This window comes from Bacillus sp. 491mf, assembly GCF_900112415.1.
Taxonomy (GTDB): Bacteria; Bacillota; Bacilli; order Bacillales; family Bacillaceae_G; genus Bacillus_A.
In genome coordinates, this window is the sequence record NZ_FOLV01000009.1 from 92,989 (window position 1) to 110,335 (window position 17,347).

17 protein-coding genes and 1 riboswitch are annotated in these 17,347 nt (G+C 35.4%); of the genes, 14 read left to right on the forward strand and 3 right to left on the reverse strand.

Annotated elements, in window-relative coordinates; translation table 11 throughout:
• Positions 1 to 2 precede the first annotated feature (2 nt).
• Positions 3 to 101: riboswitch (SAM riboswitch) on the forward strand.
• A gap of 100 nt (positions 102 to 201) precedes the next feature.
• From BM211_RS11295 to BM211_RS11300, 3 genes are all read left to right on the forward strand, one after another.
• Positions 202 to 453, forward strand: coding sequence for a hypothetical protein (locus BM211_RS11295; protein ID WP_035437014.1), 252 nt, complete (start codon positions 202 to 204; stop codon positions 451 to 453).
• Between the two features lie 308 nt (positions 454 to 761).
• Positions 762 to 899 carry an NAD(P)H-dependent oxidoreductase gene (locus BM211_RS25920; protein WP_141771627.1) on the forward strand — a complete coding sequence of 46 codons (138 nt, stop codon included), beginning with the start codon at positions 762 to 764 and terminating at the stop codon, positions 897 to 899.
• A complete protein-coding gene (locus tag BM211_RS11300; RefSeq protein ID WP_035436444.1) occupies positions 896 to 1,264 on the forward strand; it encodes a hypothetical protein in 369 nt (122 codons plus the stop codon). The genes BM211_RS25920 and BM211_RS11300 overlap by 4 nt, the downstream gene beginning before the upstream one ends.
• Positions 1,265 to 1,304: 40 nt before the next feature.
• Here the strand turns inward: BM211_RS11300 and BM211_RS11305 are convergent, their stop codons facing one another.
• The 3 genes from BM211_RS11305 to BM211_RS11315 all read right to left on the reverse strand — a co-directional run bounded on the left by BM211_RS11305 (position 1,305) and on the right by BM211_RS11315 (position 4,296).
• A complete protein-coding gene (locus BM211_RS11305) occupies positions 1,305 to 2,567 on the reverse strand; it encodes a serine hydrolase domain-containing protein (RefSeq protein WP_035436443.1) in 1,263 nt (420 codons plus the stop codon).
• A gap of 95 nt (positions 2,568 to 2,662) precedes the next feature.
• Positions 2,663 to 3,862, reverse strand: a complete 1,200-nt coding sequence (locus BM211_RS11310; RefSeq protein ID WP_090997247.1) for an MFS transporter — start codon at positions 3,860 to 3,862, stop codon at positions 2,663 to 2,665.
• Positions 3,863 to 3,879: 17 nt separating this feature from the next.
• Positions 3,880 to 4,296 carry a MarR family winged helix-turn-helix transcriptional regulator gene (locus BM211_RS11315; RefSeq protein WP_035436439.1) on the reverse strand — a complete coding sequence of 139 codons (417 nt, stop codon included), beginning with the start codon at positions 4,294 to 4,296 and terminating at the stop codon, positions 3,880 to 3,882.
• A gap of 194 nt (positions 4,297 to 4,490) precedes the next feature.
• On the opposite strand from BM211_RS11315, the gene BM211_RS11320 reads away from it, so the two are divergent.
• The 11 genes from BM211_RS11320 to BM211_RS11370 all read left to right on the forward strand — a co-directional run bounded on the left by BM211_RS11320 (position 4,491) and on the right by BM211_RS11370 (position 17,303).
• Positions 4,491 to 5,387 carry an intracellular short-chain-length polyhydroxyalkanoate depolymerase gene (locus BM211_RS11320; protein ID WP_035436435.1) on the forward strand — a complete coding sequence of 299 codons (897 nt, stop codon included), beginning with the start codon at positions 4,491 to 4,493 and terminating at the stop codon, positions 5,385 to 5,387.
• Positions 5,388 to 5,608: 221 nt separating this feature from the next.
• Positions 5,609 to 6,784, forward strand: a complete 1,176-nt coding sequence (locus BM211_RS11325; RefSeq protein WP_035436434.1) for an MFS transporter — start codon at positions 5,609 to 5,611, stop codon at positions 6,782 to 6,784.
• A 4-nt stretch (positions 6,785 to 6,788) separates the two neighbouring features.
• Complete coding sequence (locus BM211_RS11330) at positions 6,789 to 6,995, forward strand: NETI motif-containing protein (protein ID WP_035436431.1); 207 nt, start codon at positions 6,789 to 6,791, stop codon at positions 6,993 to 6,995.
• Between the two features lie 368 nt (positions 6,996 to 7,363).
• Positions 7,364 to 7,555: a DUF378 domain-containing protein gene (locus BM211_RS11335; RefSeq protein WP_090997252.1), complete on the forward strand. Its 192-nt coding sequence runs from the start codon at positions 7,364 to 7,366 to the stop codon at positions 7,553 to 7,555.
• A 212-nt stretch (positions 7,556 to 7,767) separates the two neighbouring features.
• On the forward strand, positions 7,768 to 8,850 hold the full coding sequence (gene serC / locus BM211_RS11340; protein ID WP_035436429.1) for a 3-phosphoserine/phosphohydroxythreonine transaminase: 1,083 nt from the start codon (positions 7,768 to 7,770) through the stop codon (positions 8,848 to 8,850).
• A 12-nt stretch (positions 8,851 to 8,862) separates the two neighbouring features.
• Positions 8,863 to 10,035: a 3-phosphoglycerate dehydrogenase family protein gene (locus BM211_RS11345; RefSeq protein ID WP_090997254.1), complete on the forward strand. Its 1,173-nt coding sequence runs from the start codon at positions 8,863 to 8,865 to the stop codon at positions 10,033 to 10,035.
• 69 nt (positions 10,036 to 10,104) lie between these two features.
• A complete protein-coding gene (locus BM211_RS11350; protein WP_090997257.1) occupies positions 10,105 to 11,352 on the forward strand; it encodes a DUF1015 domain-containing protein in 1,248 nt (415 codons plus the stop codon).
• A 90-nt stretch (positions 11,353 to 11,442) separates the two neighbouring features.
• On the forward strand, positions 11,443 to 12,120 hold the full coding sequence (locus BM211_RS11355) for a response regulator transcription factor (RefSeq protein WP_090997327.1): 678 nt from the start codon (positions 11,443 to 11,445) through the stop codon (positions 12,118 to 12,120).
• Position 12,121: 1 nt separating this feature from the next.
• The gene (locus BM211_RS11360; RefSeq protein WP_035436419.1) at positions 12,122 to 13,507 is read left to right on the forward strand and encodes a sensor histidine kinase; all 1,386 of its coding nucleotides are present in this window, start codon (positions 12,122 to 12,124) and stop codon (positions 13,505 to 13,507) included.
• Positions 13,508 to 13,907: 400 nt separating this feature from the next.
• Entirely contained in the window at positions 13,908 to 16,220 is a 2,313-nt protein-coding gene (locus BM211_RS11365; protein WP_371261868.1) for an AAA domain-containing protein, read from the forward strand.
• Between the two features lie 270 nt (positions 16,221 to 16,490).
• Positions 16,491 to 17,303, forward strand: a complete 813-nt coding sequence (locus BM211_RS11370; RefSeq protein ID WP_177206923.1) for a GNAT family N-acetyltransferase — start codon at positions 16,491 to 16,493, stop codon at positions 17,301 to 17,303.
• Positions 17,304 to 17,347: the final 44 nt, after the last annotated feature.

Sequence of the window (17,347 nt, forward strand, 5' to 3'; positions counted from 1 at the left end):
TTTTCTTATCCAGAGAGGTGGAGGGACTGGCCCAATGAAACCCAGCAACCGCGATGCAGGTGCTAATTCCAGCAGAACAGTTTTGTTCTGAAAGATAAGAAGGAAGAGATATAATCCGCTTCTTCTTATCGAAGAGGTTTTTTTATTGCAAAAAAACCGATAATGAAAGATGGACAACGAGAAGAAAGGAGCAAGCATACGATGACACTTGAGAAATATATTACACTACGTAATGCGATTTATAAATATATGGAAGAAAAGGAAAAGCCGATTACATTATTGGATATTCAACAACATATTGCTACTGAACATAAAGGGGAATTTGCAAAGAAGATGTTGCAGCAATTTTACATACTGCGACTGCTAGATGAGTTAAAGTTGGATGGGAAAATTACTTTAGCAGAGCAACATGAATGTATAGATGATAAGGGGATTTACTACATGGTAAAATAACATAGAGGGAGTTATTCTCCCTTTTTTATAGTAATATTTGCTTGGAAATTCATTTTTTGAAAAGAGTTATGTAGATAAAAAGACTGTGTTATGCAGTCTTTTTACAAGGAAATGGTGCTGAGTGTGTAGTGTCAAAAAATTAAATGTGCCCCCGAAAGATGGGCGTTTTCGGCTAACAAATAAAAAAGACACCATCGCCGAATAGGTGTCAGTTATTTTGTCAAAGAGGCTTGCCCTTTGACATGTATTAGAATAGCATGTGAGTATAGAAAAAGTCAAAAGGGAATTAAAGGAAGGTGTCGTTTGCAATGAACATATTAATTGTATATGCACATCCAAATCCATATAGCTTCAGCGGTGCACTTTTGAAACAAGTGAAAAATTATAAACAAGAAAAAAGAGAGAAATGGCTACAAAAGGAATATGAAAAGGTAACAAGATTATGAAAAATAGGGAACTGATCTGCAAAATTGCGAATGTATGTAAAAGAGAAGATGATTTGTTTTGCTCTTATCTTGATTGTTTATTTTGTATAAGGGAGAAAAGTAAGCAATATTCTAAAGTTAAACAAGAAGTGCGAGAAGGGTATCTTATAAGAGGTGTTTGTCAGAGAGAAGTAGACATTTTAGTAGAACAAAGTGAACAAGTTGCAGATTTGTATATACCTAAGGTGCTCCGATGGGAATTTTTACAGGGAAATGTCCATTATATAGAAGAGATTTGTTCTATGGTATTTCAGTTAAAACCGTTATGTTTTTCAGAAGAACAATGGGAATATGTAATTACAATTATAGAAAAGGAGCTGTCATAAGGCAACTCCTTTTCGTAACGAAAACTTCGAAAGTATAAACTTAATTAGAGAGCTTATTCTGTAAATATTCAGCGATTTGTAAATACATATCACTATATGCAAATTGTATTTCTCCAGTATGATTGGCATTAGAAGAAAAATGAACGATAACCATATGTGCAGTTGGATCGATATATAACCTTTGTCCATAACTGCCAAGTACTTCAAATGCATTTTGTTCGTTATGGGAGATCCACCACTGATCATGATAAGAATATTCCTCACCATCCCCAACTGGGAGTTCGTATTGGTTAATTTGTTTAATTTCTTCAATTATAGAGTGAGAAATAATTTGTTTTCCGTCATAGACACCATCGCCCGCAATCATCTCCCCGAATCTTGCCATGTCTCGTGCGGTGGCATTTAATCCTGCACTCGCTTGTTCCACTCCGGTTTCATCAACAACGTAATAAGCATTTTCTTCTGCGCCAATTGGTGACCAAATACGTTCACTTACTAGATCTGTGAGCGATTTTCCTGTGACAGTACGAAGGACCCATGCAAGTGTTTCAGCAGAACCGTTATTATACGAAAATGTTTCTCCTGGAGCAGCTGTTTCATTTGCTTCTAGTAACATGTCATAAATTGTTGTCGGTCCATTATAGTTTTTGTTGCGAGGAAGAAGGTTACTTGCTAAATATAATTGTGCATCTTGATTATCTAATCCAGCTTGTTTAAAGCCGTGAGTTGGATATTCTACTGAAACTTGCATATCTAAAAGTTGTTGAATTGTTGCGATCCCAAATGGTGTTCCTTTTAATTTTTTTACATAAGTTTCTGCAGTTGCATTGGGGTCTAGCTTTCCTTCTTCAATAAGGGTATTAACGAGCAGTCCTGTAAATACTTTTGCTACTGATGCCATACCGTGCGGTTCGTTTTCTTTATATCCATGAAAGTATCGTTCATAAACAAGCTTTCCATCCTGTAAAACAATAAAGGCATCTGTTTTATGTTTTTCTAATAATTTCCGAACCGTTGTATTATTTTCATTTTCATCTGTAATATGTAGGTTATCTAAATCTCGCGAATTAGTTGGAATCGAGGATATATAATTTTGATTTTTAGCAACAACTTTTGTTGAAGCAAATTCGCGCATATGTGAATAAGACCAACGGAGACAAGGATCTTGTAACCAGTTTTTTTTCGTTACTGTTTGTCTGGAAGAAAAATTTTTATTTGGATTGAATAACGTAAATCCCATACCAGTCAATATACATACAAAAATCAAAATGATTAAAATGAGCGGGGATTTTTTTAGTCTCATAAAATTAGCCTCCTTCTAGTTTTATTATAAGAGATAAGCCTATTGAGAAGCAAAAAAAGGAGAGTAAACGTAGAAGTTTACTCTCTCTTATAGGATTAGGCAGATAATTTTTCTTGTGTTGTTTGTTTTTTGGACTTTTGTTTACGCCCATGAAGAAAATAGTAAATCAGTAATGTAAATGCAACAATAATCGAAGAAATAAAATACATATGCTGATAACTGGAATGTGCTGCGATAATTCCTAGTACGAAAGAACCGATACCAATCCCTGTATCAAAGAATGAGAAATAAGTAGCTGTTGCAGATCCACGCCTTTGATCTGGTGCCACACTAACTGCAATTGTTTGGAAGCTTGGAATTAGAGTTCCATACCCAAAGCCGATAAGTACACCAGAAGCTAGTAACCAAAACGGCGTATGTGATTGGCTTAAAACGAACATACCAATCATAAAGATAATAATTGATGGATAAATGAGGACATTTTCCCCAAACCGATCGAAGATTTTTCCTGAAAATGGCCTAGAAATAACAACTACAATTGCGTATACAACAAAGAAATAACTAGCAATATCACTCATACCAAGCTCTTTTGCATAAACGGGAATAAATGAAAGAATACCGCTATAGGAAAAGGAAAGTACACAACCAGTAAGAGCGATTGGAATTGTTGAAGGCTCAATTAAATCTTTCCATTGCATTCGTTTCTTTTCTTTATTGACAGCTGTTTTTTCATTTGGAATATTTACTAAAAGTCCGCAGAGAAAAGCAAGTATAGAAAATATAGAACAAAGGACAAATAACCCTGTAAATGAGAATTTAGAAATAATCGTTAAACCTAAAAAAGGACCGATAACCATCGGTAAGCTCATAAATACTCCGTAATAACCAAGTGCCTCACCGCGTCTATGGGGGGGTGCTACATCTGTTATGATTGTACCGGTAGCTGTTGTCGCCATTCCGAAGCCGATACCATGTAAGAAGCGAAGAGCAAGTAGTAAAAATAAGCTTTGCGCACCGAAGTACATTACTGTTGCGGCTAAAAATAACGAAAGGGAGATAAATAAAATCTTCTTTCGTCCTAAATCATCAAGCCATTTCCCTGTAAATGGTCGGCAGATTACTGAAGAAATAAGAAATACTGTTGCAGCAAGCCCCATTTCTTCAGGTTTTCCTTTTAATCCCTCGATTACATATACAGGTAAGGTTGTGATCAACATATAAAATGTTAAAAAGAGAAATAGACTACTCAAACATGTTCCAATGAAGTCTTTCGTCCAAAGCCTTTGACTTTCCATAGTCATCCCTCCAATTTTTAATCAAGATTTCGAATTACTTTTTGTAGTACATGAAACGCAAGACGAAGCTCTTCCTCGCTAATATCTTGTAATGTCTTTTTCTCAAATGCGTTTACTTCTTGCTGCCAACTCGGTATCATTGCGATTGCTGTTTCTGACAAAGAAATAAGCTTTTCACGTCGATCTGTTCCCTCTGTTCGAGTAATCCATCCCATTAATTCCATACGTTTTAAAGTACGGGTCATTGTTGGAGATTCGACATTTAAATATTGACACAATTCTGTTTGCGTGCAAGATCCAGTTTGATCTAGTCTGAAAATTACAGCCCATTGTGCACTGTATAAACCAGTTGGGGAAACACGTTCATTGAATCTCTTAGAAAATTTCCGAGCGGTTTGGCTGACAGTGTGAAAAAAGTGTTGTTTTTCGTCCATATTTTTTGCCCTTTCCAATTAGTTGCCTAGCTAACTATATCTGTTTTTTTCTAGATTGTCTAGTAATCTATCGGTTTGCTTTTGTAAAAATAAGTTGAATTTCAGATTGAGAACATATATTCTATGTGATATTATTAAATTAGAATTTTCTGTTTTTTAACGTGTGTTGTTGATATTATTGAGGGGGAAAGCGAATAATGAAACCTACCATTATGAAATCAGTGGCATTATCAAATGGAGAAACAATTGCTTATCAAGAAGCGGGGAATGGAACAGAGATAGTAGTGCTTATTCACGGGAATATGACATCTTCACAGCATTGGGATTTAGTTATAGAACAACTGCAAGATTCTTATCATATTTATGCTCTTGATTTACGTGGTTTTGGCTTTTCAACTTATCATCATCCGATTAATTCATTGAATGATTTTGCAGAAGATGTGAAGTTGTTTGTAGATGAATTACAATTGAAAAATTTTTCATTGGTCGGATGGTCAATGGGTGGAGGAGTTGCGATGCAGTTTACAGCAGCTTATCCGGTGTATGTAAATAAACTTATACTGGTAGAATCAGTAGGACTGAAAGGATATCCCATTTTTAAGAAGGATATAAATGGTCAACCAATTGTGTCTCATCTTTTAAAAACAAAAGAAGAAATAGCGAAAGATGCTGTTCAAATTGCACCTGTTGTTGAAGCTATAAAACAAAAGGATAAGCAGTATTATCGAAATGTCTGGAATTTACTTATTTATACGCATCATCAACCTAGTCCAGATCGCTATGAGAAATATCTTGATGATATGTTAACGCAGCGCAATTTTGTTGATGTAAATTATGGACTTGTAACATTTAATATATCAGATGAGCATAACGGAGTTGTAGCTGGGAACGGGGATATGAATCGCATTCAAGTGCCAACATTAGTTCTCCAAGGTGATCGTGATTATGTGGTGCCAAAAGTAGTTGGTGATGAGTTGGCAAAGCATTTGCCAAATGCAAAATTGGTCATGTTAGAAGATTGTGGCCATTCTCCATTTGTTGATTGTTTAAACGTGTTTATTAATGAAGTAAATACATTTTTGAAAGAGTAGCTGCATTGTTTCATAATGCAAATAAGAAACGTATCCTATAATAGGGTTGTATATGTATATATTTGAAAATTAGAATTTAAAACCTTTCTTCCAGTAGATGGAAAGGATGTAAGCTAGAAGTCTGGACTTCTAGCTTTATTTTTGTGGAAATTGAAAGTATACGATTTATGGATTAACCAGCTATAATAAAGGATGTGAGTTTAGACAAGGAGCGTAATGAAATGGGGAGAAGGTATACGTTTTGGATTATGGTTGGAATTGTTGCGATTTCTGGGCTTTCACAAGGTATGTTGTTACCGGCAATTGCAATGATTTTTGAGAAGGAGGGAATTAGTTCAAGCTTTAACGGCATTCATGCAACGGCATTATATATAGGGATTCTTGTTATTTCACCTTGGCTTGAGAAACCGATGCAAAAGTTTGGAATGAAACCCCTTATTGTAATTGGAGGTTTTATTGTTGTTGGAGCATTATTTGTATTTACGCAAACATTTTCTTTTTGGGTATGGTTTGTTCTGCGTTTTTTCGTTGGGGTAGGGGATCATATGCTTCATGTTGGAACGCAAACGTGGATTACGACGACTGCTAGTCCGCACAAGGTAGGAAAACAAGTTTCTATATACGGAGCATTTTTCAGTATCGGTTTTGCGATGGGGCCTTATTTAGCGAGTACGGTACAATACGGGATTGCAACACCGTTTATTGTATCAACTGTCCTTTGTTTAATAGGATGGTTATTATTGATCCCAACGCAAAATGCATTTCCTGATCAAGGAGAAGCAAATCAAGAAAGTGAAACATCTTTGCAGCGCTATAAGCAAGTTTGGATAGTAGGGTGGATTGCGTTACTTGCACCGTTAGCATATGGAGTGTTAGAAGGGATGCTTAATAGCAATTTACCTGTTTATGCGATGAGGAAAGGCTGGTCAGTTGAACAAATTTCATTTTTATTACCAGCATTTTCGATTGGTGGAATTGTTACGCAAATACCACTTGGTATACTTAGTGATCGTCTTGGAAGAGAACGGATTTTAACATGGACATTTAGCGTCAGTACAGTGATTTTTCTATTAGCGGCTATATTCGATGGTTATTATTGGCTTGTATTTATATGTATGTTACTTGCTGGTATGGTTATTGGATCATGCTTTTCACTCGGACTCGGCTATATGACTGATTTATTATCAAAACATTTATTACCGGCAGGAAATATTTTGTGCGGAATTGCTTTTAGTATCGGAAGCATTACTGGGCCTGTATTAGGTGGGCTATTTATAGAGAACATACAGTATACAAGCTTTTTCTTTTCCATTATGATCATAATGGCAGTAATATCTATTGTTTATGTGACACATATGAAAAATCAAGCAATGATAAGGAAAGTAGAAAGTAGGTAAAATAATGACAAAGCAATTAAAAAAGAAGAAATTTGAAGTATTGTCAGATGAAACAATTGCACAGTGCCTCGAAAGAATGGATAAGGAAGGATATACACCGTCTCGCCGCATGGAAGAGCCTATTTTCCATGAGGTGAAAAGAGATGGGAAAACGGTTGTAGAGCCATGCGGACGGAAAATAATATTTGAAGGAAAATTAAAAACGGTATAAAGTGCAACGCTATGTAAATACAAATTAAAAAATCGACATAAAAACCCTTTTTCTATTTAAGCGGGCGAGAGTATCTGGCCATGCATAGAAGCGGTCATGGCCTTTTTCTGCCACATGCAAGGTTTAAAACAGAGGGAGAAAGCATGTTGTATTCTGCATAGCAGCGACTTATATGTATAAAAATTAAAATCTATATAGTTTGCGTGGATTTTATATTGGAAAGCTGGCAAGAACGCATCGCTATTAAGCTAAAATTTAAATTATATTTTTAAAAACGAAAAAATAAAAATAATGGGCAAATTCAAGAACTCCATGCATATAATATAGCGAAAGGCCTTTCACCATTTTTCACCAAGGGGGCAATCACAATGAAATTTTTGTCTTACCTTACAGCAATTCTGGTGATTATTGGCGGTTTAAACTGGTTATTTGTTGCGTTAGATTTTAATCTGGTGGAAAAAATTTTTGGTTCTGTACCAGCGCTTGTTGATACCGTCTATTGGCTTATTGGTATTTCTGCACTTTATCAAATTTATGACCGTTTTTTTGCAAATAATTAGCAATTATACAATTATTATTCAAAATGTTAAGCAGACGTGCTTAACATTTTTTTGTTTCAATACGAAGTAAAGAGATTCAGGAAAAATTACTCATGAGAACGGTTTCGATACTTCTTAGAATAAAATAGGAAAAACAATTTGACCGGGTATTTTATATGAGTTATAATTCAGAAAGTTTTAAAATTTATAAAAAAACGAAAGAGGGGAATAAGATGCATCGAGTATACAATTTTTCAGCGGGACCATCTACACTTCCTATTCCTGTTTTAGAGCAAGTACAAAAGGAATTATTGAACTATCAGGAAAAGGGTATGTCAATAATGGAAATGAGTCACAGATCAGCGGCTTTTCAGGAAATAATAGATGAAACGAAAAGTTTATTGTGTGAGTTAATGAATATCCCTGAAAATTATGAAGTCCTTTTTATACAAGGAGGCGCATCTTTACAATTCTCCATGATTCCACTAAATTTAATGAACCACTATAAACAAGCGGCATATGTGCATACGGGCTCCTGGTCAAAAAAAGCAATCGAAGAAGCAGAAAAAATGGGAACGATTTCGGTTGTTACATCTCCTGAAAATGACCGATTTACATCCATTCCAGAATTCAATCGAACACTTCTTTCTCAAGAAATAGATTATATTCATATTACAACGAATAATACAATTGAAGGTACGCGTTATGTAAACATTCCTGAGACAAAAGAAATCCCACTCGTTGCGGATATGTCTTCCAATATTTTATCTGAAGAGTATGATGTTACAAAATTCGGGCTTATTTATGCTGGAGCACAGAAAAATTTAGGACCGGCAGGGTTAACAGTTGTTATCGTTCGTAAGGACTTAATTGGTGCTGCTAATTCTTCTTGCCCGGCCATGTTAAACTATAAAACTTACAGTAAACATAATTCACTTTATAATACGCCGCCAACTTTCAGTATTTATGTAACAAAACTAGTTTTGCAATGGCTGAAAGCGCAGGGAGGCGTACAGGAGATTGAAAAAAGAAATTACAAAAAAGCAGCAATTCTATACAACTTTTTAGATGAATCAAGCATGTTCACTTCACCAGTACATACTACATATCGCTCTTTAATGAATATTCCATTTACAACGTCTTCAAACGAACGGAATGCATTATTTATTCAAGAAGCCAAAAAGCATGGTTTTGAAGAATTAAAAGGGCATCGCTCAGTTGGCGGCATGCGTGCTAGTATTTATAACGCTATGCCAGCGGAAGGTGTACAATCACTTGTTAATTTCATGTCTGTATTTGAAAAGAAGTACAAATAAGGGGATGAGAAAATGTTTCATATTCAAACGTTGAATCAAATTGCTGAAAAAGGAATTGCTACGTTTTCAAAAGAGAGTTATAAAATAGGAGAAACAGTTGAGAATCCTGATGGTATTTTATTGCGAAGCTACTCATTGCATCATGAGGAGTTTGCAAGTGATTTAAAGGCAATTGCCAGAGCGGGAGCAGGTGTAAATAATATACCAGTAGAACGGTGTACAGAGAAAGGGATTGTTGTTTTTAATACACCTGGGGCGAATGCAAATGCTGTAAAAGAACTTGTACTTGCAAGTTTAATTATATCATCACGTAATGTTGTAGACGGTATCGTATGGACAAAAGAGCTGCATGGTGAAGAAGTACCGCAACTTGTTGAGAAAGGGAAAAAGCAATATGTTGGTTCAGAAATTGCCTCGAAACGTCTTGGCATTATTGGACTAGGTGCAATTGGTGCTCTCGTTGCCAATGATGCCTTATCATTAGGGATGGACGTTGTAGGTTATGATCCATATGTTTCTGTTGAAACAGCTTGGCGACTATCGAGACAAGTGCAGCGAGCGTTTAGTTTAGAAGAAGTTTTTGCGACATGCGATTATATTACCTTGCATATTCCATTGGTGGAACAAACGCGAGGTATCATAAATGAACATGCATTTCAAGTAATGAAAAAAGGAGTTCGTATATTAAATTTTTCTCGCGGAGAGCTTGTTGACGAAGATGCGCTGGAACGAGCGCTTCATACGGGGATTGTGAATCAGTATATAACAGATTTTCCAAACGAGCGTGTACTGCAAATGAAAAATGTTATTGCAACGCCGCATCTTGGGGCATCTACATACGAATCAGAAGAAAATTGTGCGGTTATGGCAGTGCGGCAATTGCGAAGCTTTTTAGAAACGGGTAATATCCGCAATTCAGTTAATTATCCGAATGTAGAACTACCGTATATCGGAAAGAATCGAATTACAATTTCTCATCAAAATATTCCAAATATGGTTGGGCAAATTACGACACGCTTAGCCGAGCAGCATATAAATATTGCAGATATGATTAACCGTAGTAAGGGCTCTTTTGCATATACAATAATTGATATTGATAATGGCATTGATGATATTATTAAAGAAGATATTGTGGCAAATATAAGGGCTATTACAGGAGTCGTAGCGGTACGAATGATTGTATAATGCGAAGTTCCTATTAGTAGGGGCTTTTCGAACTTACTACATGTTAATGCGGAAAAGGAGGAGATTTTGGTGGCAACAATTAAACCATTTCGGGCAATTCGTCCTACACAAGAGCGCGCAAAAGAAGTAGCTGCTCTTCCATATGATGTACTCAATAGTAAAGAAGCAAGAGAAACTGCAAAAGGTAATCCGTATTCGTTTTTGCGTGTTGATAAGGCAGAAATTGACTTAGATCCATCTATTTCTCCATACGTTAACGCGGTGTATGAGAAAGCGAGGGGGAATTTACAACATTTGATTGAACAAGGTGTGCTTATTCAAGAAGAACGACCATGTTTTTACATTTATGAACTTACAATGAATGGTCGGTCTCAAACTGGATTGGTTGTTTGTACATCGATTGATGAATATATAAGCGATACAATTAAGAAGCATGAGCGGACAAGAGCTGAAAAAGAAATAGATCGTATTCGTCATGTTGATGTCTGTAATGCACATACAGGACCTATTTTTGTAACATATCGCGGGAAAAGTGAAATTGAAAATATAATTGCGAATTGGAAAATAACGCATAATCATGTTTATGACTTTACGGCAGATGATACAATTCGGCATAAAGTGTGGATTATTCATGAAGAAAGAGTGATTGCTACATTAATTAAACTGTTTGAGGGGATACCGTCATTATATATTGCTGATGGTCATCATCGCTCTGCATCGGCTGTAAAAGTAGGAATAATGCGACGTGAAGAGAATGCAAATTATACAGGTGAAGAAGAATTTAATTATTTTTTATCTGTACTTTTTCCGAAAGATGAATTAGCAATTTGGGATTACAATCGCATTGTAAAAGATATAAATGGATTATCAGAAGAACAATTTTTACAAGCGATATCTCAAGATTTTTATGTAGATAAAGCGGAAGAAGCCCCCTATAAACCAACAGAGCGTCATACGTTTGGAATGTATTTGAATAAGGTATGGTATAAATTGACCGTAAAAGAAAACAGAGTTGATGAAAATAATGTTGTAACTAGACTAGATGCATCGATTTTACAAGATCAACTATTGCATCGCATTTTACAAATTGATGATCCTCGCACAAATGATAGAATTGATTTTGTTGGAGGAATACGAGGACTGACGGCGTTAGAGAAAATGATTGATGAGGGAGGATGGGCGGTTGCTTTTTCAATGTATCCAACTGGAATAGAAGATTTACTAGCTATTGCAGATGCAGGGGAAGTAATGCCACCAAAATCAACATGGTTTGAACCAAAACTTCGCAGTGGTTTATTTATTCATTCGTTAGAATAGAAGAGAGAGCAATTTGCTTTCTCTTTTTTTCTTGCATATTTTGTACCTATCTTATAATGTAAAGTCGTACTGACTGATGGAAAGGGTTTGATATATATGATACATATTTTGTTGACAGATGATGATTTACATATAAGAGAACTTCTTCGTTATCACCTTCAAAAAGAGGGGTATACAGTGTGGGAGGCTGAAGATGGAAAAGCTGCACAGTCTATATTAGAGAAAGAAACAATTCATTTAGCGATTGTTGACATTATGATGCCGCATATAGATGGATACACACTTTGTGAAGAAATTAGAAAGTATTATGATATACCAGTTATTATGTTAACCGCAAAAGATCAGTTAGTAGATAAGGAGAAGGGCTTTTCTGTTGGGACGGATGACTATATTGTAAAACCATTTGAACCTGCTGAAGTACTATTCCGAATGAAAGCATTATTACGCCGTTATCAAATGCTAAGTGCAGATATTATTCAATTACATGGAACAACAATCGATCGAAAAAGCTATGAAGTACGTTGTCATGAACAAACTATTTTGTTACCGTTAAAAGAATTTGAGTTGTTATCACAGATTGCGAGTTATCCAGGGCGGATTTTTTCTCGTGAAGAATTGATTGAACTTGTTTGGGGAGTGGATTTTGCAGGTGATGAACGCACTGTAGATGTCCATATTAAGCGATTGCGTGATCGTTTTTCGAAACGGACAGATGATTTTCAAATTAAGACGGTACGTGGTCTTGGATATAAATTGGAGTTGAAATAAAATGCGATCATTATATTCACGATTTGTAATAATATCGATTGTCATTATGTTAGTTAGCAGTATGATTGGTTTTTTATTATCGAATGTGTATTATCATCTTTATTTGAAACCATATAACAGTGAAAAAATTTTAAAATACGCACAAGAAGTAAAACATTTATATGAGCAATCCGATGAACAAAATCGAGAAGAATATTTGAAATCTATTTCTAATCTCGGTTTTGAAATTTATGTAGTAAATGATCAAAAACAAGGAAAACGATATGGAAATGCATTTCGAAAAATTAACGTGAGTGACGAAACGATAGAAAGTGTATTAAAGGGGCATACATATAACGGGATTTCGACTTATCCAACAAGGTTATTTATAACAGGTTTTTTTGATAATGAACTTTTAAATAGTATTGGGATTCCAATTCAACATGATGATAAGCAATACGCTCTCTTTATTCGTCCAGATATACAACAGCAATTGGGTGAAATGCGTATTTTCTTTGCTGTATTATTATGTTTAATGGTTGGATTAAGTATTATTCTTATTGCAATTGCAGCTCGGTTTATTGTGCGTCCTATTCAGCTTTTTACAAGTGCAACTAAAAAAATTGCAAACGGAGAGTATGAAGTAGCTCTGCCAGAATATCGAAAAGATGAAATTGGAACACTGGCTGTTAGTTTTCGTAAAATGGCAAAAAGCTTAAAGGATTTAGATCGGATGCGGCAAGAGTTTGTTTCAAACGTTTCCCATGAATTTCAATCTCCACTTGCATCGATTCAAGGATTTTCGAAGACATTACAAACAAATGAGATGAGTGAATCTGAGCGTAAACATTATTTAGAAATTATTGAATCAGAAAGTAGACGTATGTCTAGTTTGTGTAAACAATTATTAACGCTTGCCTCTCTTGATAAAGAAGAGAGAGTTTTAGATAAGAAAACATTTGATGTCGGAAAGCAAATAAGAGATGTTATTTTTATGCTAGAGTGGCAATGGCGTGAAAAAGATGTCGCAATTGAATTGGATGTTCCGAGTATACAAGTGTATGGAGATGAAAACTTGCTCCACCAAGTGTGGACAAATTTATTGACGAATAGTATTAAATTCACAGAGAGTGGCGGGACCATTTCATTTGATGGAGAAGAGAAAGACACGGAATTGTGTCTTACGATTTCTGACACAGGGATTGGTATGAGCGAAGATGAGATTGACAAGATTTTTGATCGATTCTACAAAGTAGATGAGGCGCGAAATAGAACAATTGAAGGTAGTGGATTAGGGCTTTCGATTGTGAAAAAAATTATTGATCTTCATGAAGGAAGTATTACTGTACACAGTGTAAAAGGCGAGGGGACTACGTTTACAATTTACCTTCCGAAAAGAACTATATAAATACAAATAAAAAAACGAAATAAAACCCCTTTTCTTTTTAGAGGGGAGACGAGAGTATCTGGCCGTGCGTAGAAACGGTCAGGGCCCGTTCCTACCACATGCAATGTTGAAAACAAAAGGAGAAAGCAAGTGCAAATCATGTTGGATTCTGCATAGCAGCGATTTAAATATCGAAAAATTTATAGTTATGTTTAAAAACGAGGAAAGAATGCTAGATGAGTAACTGCGTGCTGATATTACGTAATAGAAAGCTTGTACAAAAAGGATTGATAAAACGAAAGACCGCAGTAAAATTTTGCTGCGGTTTTTTAATGTTCTATTTCAAAACACTTCATCTATTCTCCATCAGGAAGTTTTTCACGTTTAGGCAAGCTATAGATTTGTGGTATAGTGAGAAAGTATGTTTGCAGTAGAGGAAGGAGACTTAAACATGATTACATCTGCGCAAACTCCTTCATTAACAGAAACAATGAAAGAGTGGCATGAAGCGTTAGCATTTGAAATTAAACATTGGAAGACAGTTGGTGGAAGTAAATTATCCATTATAAATGGACGTTTTTTATATACAGATTATGAAAGTAGTGTTTATGTATTTCAACTCATTTCTGAAGTAAGTTTACCAGACGGAACACCGATTCGAATTGAATTTGACGGTGAGGAAGCAACTGGGGAAGTACTATCTGTTCAAGGCTTAGACATTGAAGTCAAACTCAATTGTTATATGCAGCAACATATACAGGAAGCGGCGTTGTACAGTGAGCCGTGGCAGCTTTTAGAACAGTTGCAAGAACGTTTAAAAGAAGTAAGAAAAGATAAACAAAGGCGTCAGCGCGTGAAACGGTTACTACAAGGAACGAGTGAACCAAAACATATTGCGAAAATGAAAACAGTGAAAAATGAACTTGCATACCGTGCTTTTTATAATGCAACAACGTACGTTTGGGGACCACCAGGAACCGGAAAATCATACAATTTATCACGCATTATTGCAACGCATTATCAAAGTGGAAAATCTGTTCTTGTATTAGCTCATAGTAACGCAGCGGTTGATGTATTAATGGGCGAAGTAACAAGGCAAATTGAGAAAAAAGAAAAGTGGGTACCGGGAGATGTGATTCGGTATGGTTTTAGTCAAAATGACCAAATTCGTAATCATGAAACGTTACTAACTACGCGATTAGTGGAATCAACAAATGAAGAATGGGAAGAAGAAAGGCTTTATTTAGAAGAATTAAGACAAGAATTAAGACAAAAAATTCTTTCTTATAAAGCGACTTCTGCTGAAAAGAGAAAAATGCAGGAAATAGAAGGAGATCTTCGCAAGCAAAAAGCAAAAGTGAAAGAGGTTGAAAAAGAGTATATTGAAAATGCAAAAGTCATTGGGGCAACATTATCGAAATGTGCAATCGATTCACTTGTTTATGAAAGAACGTTTGACCTTGTAGTCGTAGATGAAGTAAGTATGGCATATGTTCCGCAAATTGCATTAGCAGCTTCTTTAGGAAAACGTATTGTAGTGTGCGGAGACTTTTTACAATTACCACCAATTGCCTTATCAAACCATGAACTTGTGAATAAGTGGCTAAAAGAAGATATGTTTTACCATGCGGGTATAGTAGAAGCGGTAAATGAACGTAAAAAGCATCCGAACTTATACATGTTGCAAGAGCAGCGTCGTATGCATCCGCATATTTCAAGCTTTACAAACGAATTTATTTATAAAAATGAAGTGTTCAATCATCCTTCTGTTACAGAGCGAGATAAAATAGCGACTTTACAGCCTTTCATGAAAGAAGCAGCAGTTTTACTAGATACAAGTAATATGGGCGCTTATTCATTAAAAGACGTAGCATCAAGTTCACGTTATAATATTTTTTCTGGACTAATAGCAATGCAGCTTACGCTAATTGGTTTAATGGATGGAATACCGTCAATTGGTATTGTAACTCCATATCGTGCACAGTCGCGTTTTTTATCAACATGCATTAGGGAATTGCTTCAGAAAACAAAGTTCAAAAATGCGCCTGTACTAGCAGCAACCGTTCATAAATTTCAAGGATCTGAGCGAGATATGATTTTATTCGATACAGTTGATAGTTATCCGCAAGAACGGCCGGGTGTGCTATTCTTTGATCAAAAAAATCACCGCCTCGTTAATGTTGCAGTAACGAGAGCGAGGGGGAAATTTATTCAGCTATCAGATTGTCAGTATATGAGGCAAAATCTTTCGCGAAAACAAGCTTTATCTCATTTAACCTCTCATTTACAAAGGCAAGGAGATGTGTATGATCGTACAACATCAAGATCAATTCTAGAGCGGAAGATTACGAAAAGATTGCGGTGGTTTGTACAAACAAGCAAAGAAGAAACGAAAGTATTATTAAAAGATATAATTTTAGCGAAAAAGAAAATTATTATATCCATTCCTAATTCAAGTCGCATGGATAAGAGGGTATGGCAAGCATTAGCACGTGCAGAAGCATCCGTAATGATCTATACAGAAGCTCAAGTTCCGATAAAAAACGTACAAGTGCATCGTCAAAATAAAGTAATGCCATTTGTTATCATCGATGATGAAATCATGTGGATAGGTGCCCCGTTAACATCTCAGATGATCTTTGATGGTAGTCCGGAATTTCCGTATATAACAGCGAGACTACAAGCACCGCAAACAATTGGAGTATTAAAAGGGTTTTTAGATATAAAGACATAAAACCATTTTTCTAGACGGTCGAGAGTATCTGACCATGCATAGAAGCGGTCAGGGCCTTTTTTTGCCACATGCGAAGTTCAAACAAAAGGAGAAAGCAAGTGTAGGATTCTTTTTTTCTGCATAGCAGCAATCTATATGACGGAAAATTAAAATGGATTCATATAGTTTAGGAAATAAATCAAAAATAACCTCAGACAAAAAGTTCCTGGGGTTATTTGGTGTAAAGGAATGATGTCGAATTTGTCGAATAAATGTTATGAGGTGAAAGAAATGGAATTGTTAACAGCAATAGATGAAAATTGTAAAGAAGAAATACGATGTTGTTTATATAGGGAAGAGATGTTTCAGACATTAGCGATTCAAGGTTTAGAAAATGAACAACTTGGAGAATGGTATGTGGAGAGGGCTGACAATAAAGTAACGAGTATTTTGTATATAAAGGATGAAGGGAATGCATCTTTTACTACATTTTGGGTAAAAGACAAAACCAAGCTTGAAGTTATCGCACAACAGATTAAGTGTTTGAAAAGAAATTCTATACTTCTTGCTGGGAAGAGTGAATATGTAGAAAGTATTTTTAAGTATTTAGGGATAAAGAAAGAAATTAGTAGAGATATTCATTATGTATATAGTCAAAAATTGATTCATGATACAGATATTTCAATAGTTAGAAAAGCAATTCATAATGAATATGACATATCATACATTCATAAATTTTTTATTCATTTTTTTCAGCCGAGTAGTGAGGAGCAGCTGCAGCGTTTAATCAATAAAGAAAAAATAAGCAATGATATTGAGAAAGGGATTTTTTTTGTTATGCATGACAATGTTCCAATCGGAGTGGGGAGATATGGAAGTTATACAAAGAATTACATTGAATTCACAACATTTTATGTTGAAGAACAATTTCGTGGACAAAAATATGGGGGGATATTATTGTCTTATATGATTTCAGATTGCTTGAAGCGTGGTAAAACCCCTATTTTACAAACATCTTCTAATAATATCTCGGCTAGAAGTTTATACAAAAAACTTGGTTTTAAAGAAGTAACAGACTATAGTTTTACATTTATCATGCATTAACGGACAATAAGATTCTCCCACCTCAAGACATAGACAAAAGCAAA

Coding starts and splice junctions, on each gene's coding strand:
- BM211_RS11370 (WP_177206923.1), top strand. CDS start 16,491: ATGGAATTGTTAACAGCAATAGATGAAAATTGTAAAGAAGAAATACGA.
- BM211_RS11300 (WP_035436444.1), top strand. CDS start 896: ATGAAAAATAGGGAACTGATCTGCAAAATTGCGAATGTATGTAAAAGA.
- BM211_RS11365 (WP_371261868.1), top strand. CDS start 13,908: ATGTTTGCAGTAGAGGAAGGAGACTTAAACATGATTACATCTGCGCAA.
- BM211_RS11360 (WP_035436419.1), top strand. CDS start 12,122: ATGCGATCATTATATTCACGATTTGTAATAATATCGATTGTCATTATG.
- BM211_RS25920 (WP_141771627.1), top strand. CDS start 762: ATGAACATATTAATTGTATATGCACATCCAAATCCATATAGCTTCAGC.
- BM211_RS11310 (WP_090997247.1), bottom strand. CDS start 3,862: ATGGAAAGTCAAAGGCTTTGGACGAAAGACTTCATTGGAACATGTTTG.
- BM211_RS11315 (WP_035436439.1), bottom strand. CDS start 4,296: ATGGACGAAAAACAACACTTTTTTCACACTGTCAGCCAAACCGCTCGG.
- BM211_RS11295 (WP_035437014.1), top strand. CDS start 202: ATGACACTTGAGAAATATATTACACTACGTAATGCGATTTATAAATAT.
- BM211_RS11335 (WP_090997252.1), top strand. CDS start 7,364: ATGAAATTTTTGTCTTACCTTACAGCAATTCTGGTGATTATTGGCGGT.
- BM211_RS11345 (WP_090997254.1), top strand. CDS start 8,863: ATGTTTCATATTCAAACGTTGAATCAAATTGCTGAAAAAGGAATTGCT.
- BM211_RS11305 (WP_035436443.1), bottom strand. CDS start 2,567: ATGAGACTAAAAAAATCCCCGCTCATTTTAATCATTTTGATTTTTGTA.
- BM211_RS11330 (WP_035436431.1), top strand. CDS start 6,789: ATGACAAAGCAATTAAAAAAGAAGAAATTTGAAGTATTGTCAGATGAA.
- BM211_RS11325 (WP_035436434.1), top strand. CDS start 5,609: ATGGGGAGAAGGTATACGTTTTGGATTATGGTTGGAATTGTTGCGATT.
- serC (WP_035436429.1), top strand. CDS start 7,768: ATGCATCGAGTATACAATTTTTCAGCGGGACCATCTACACTTCCTATT.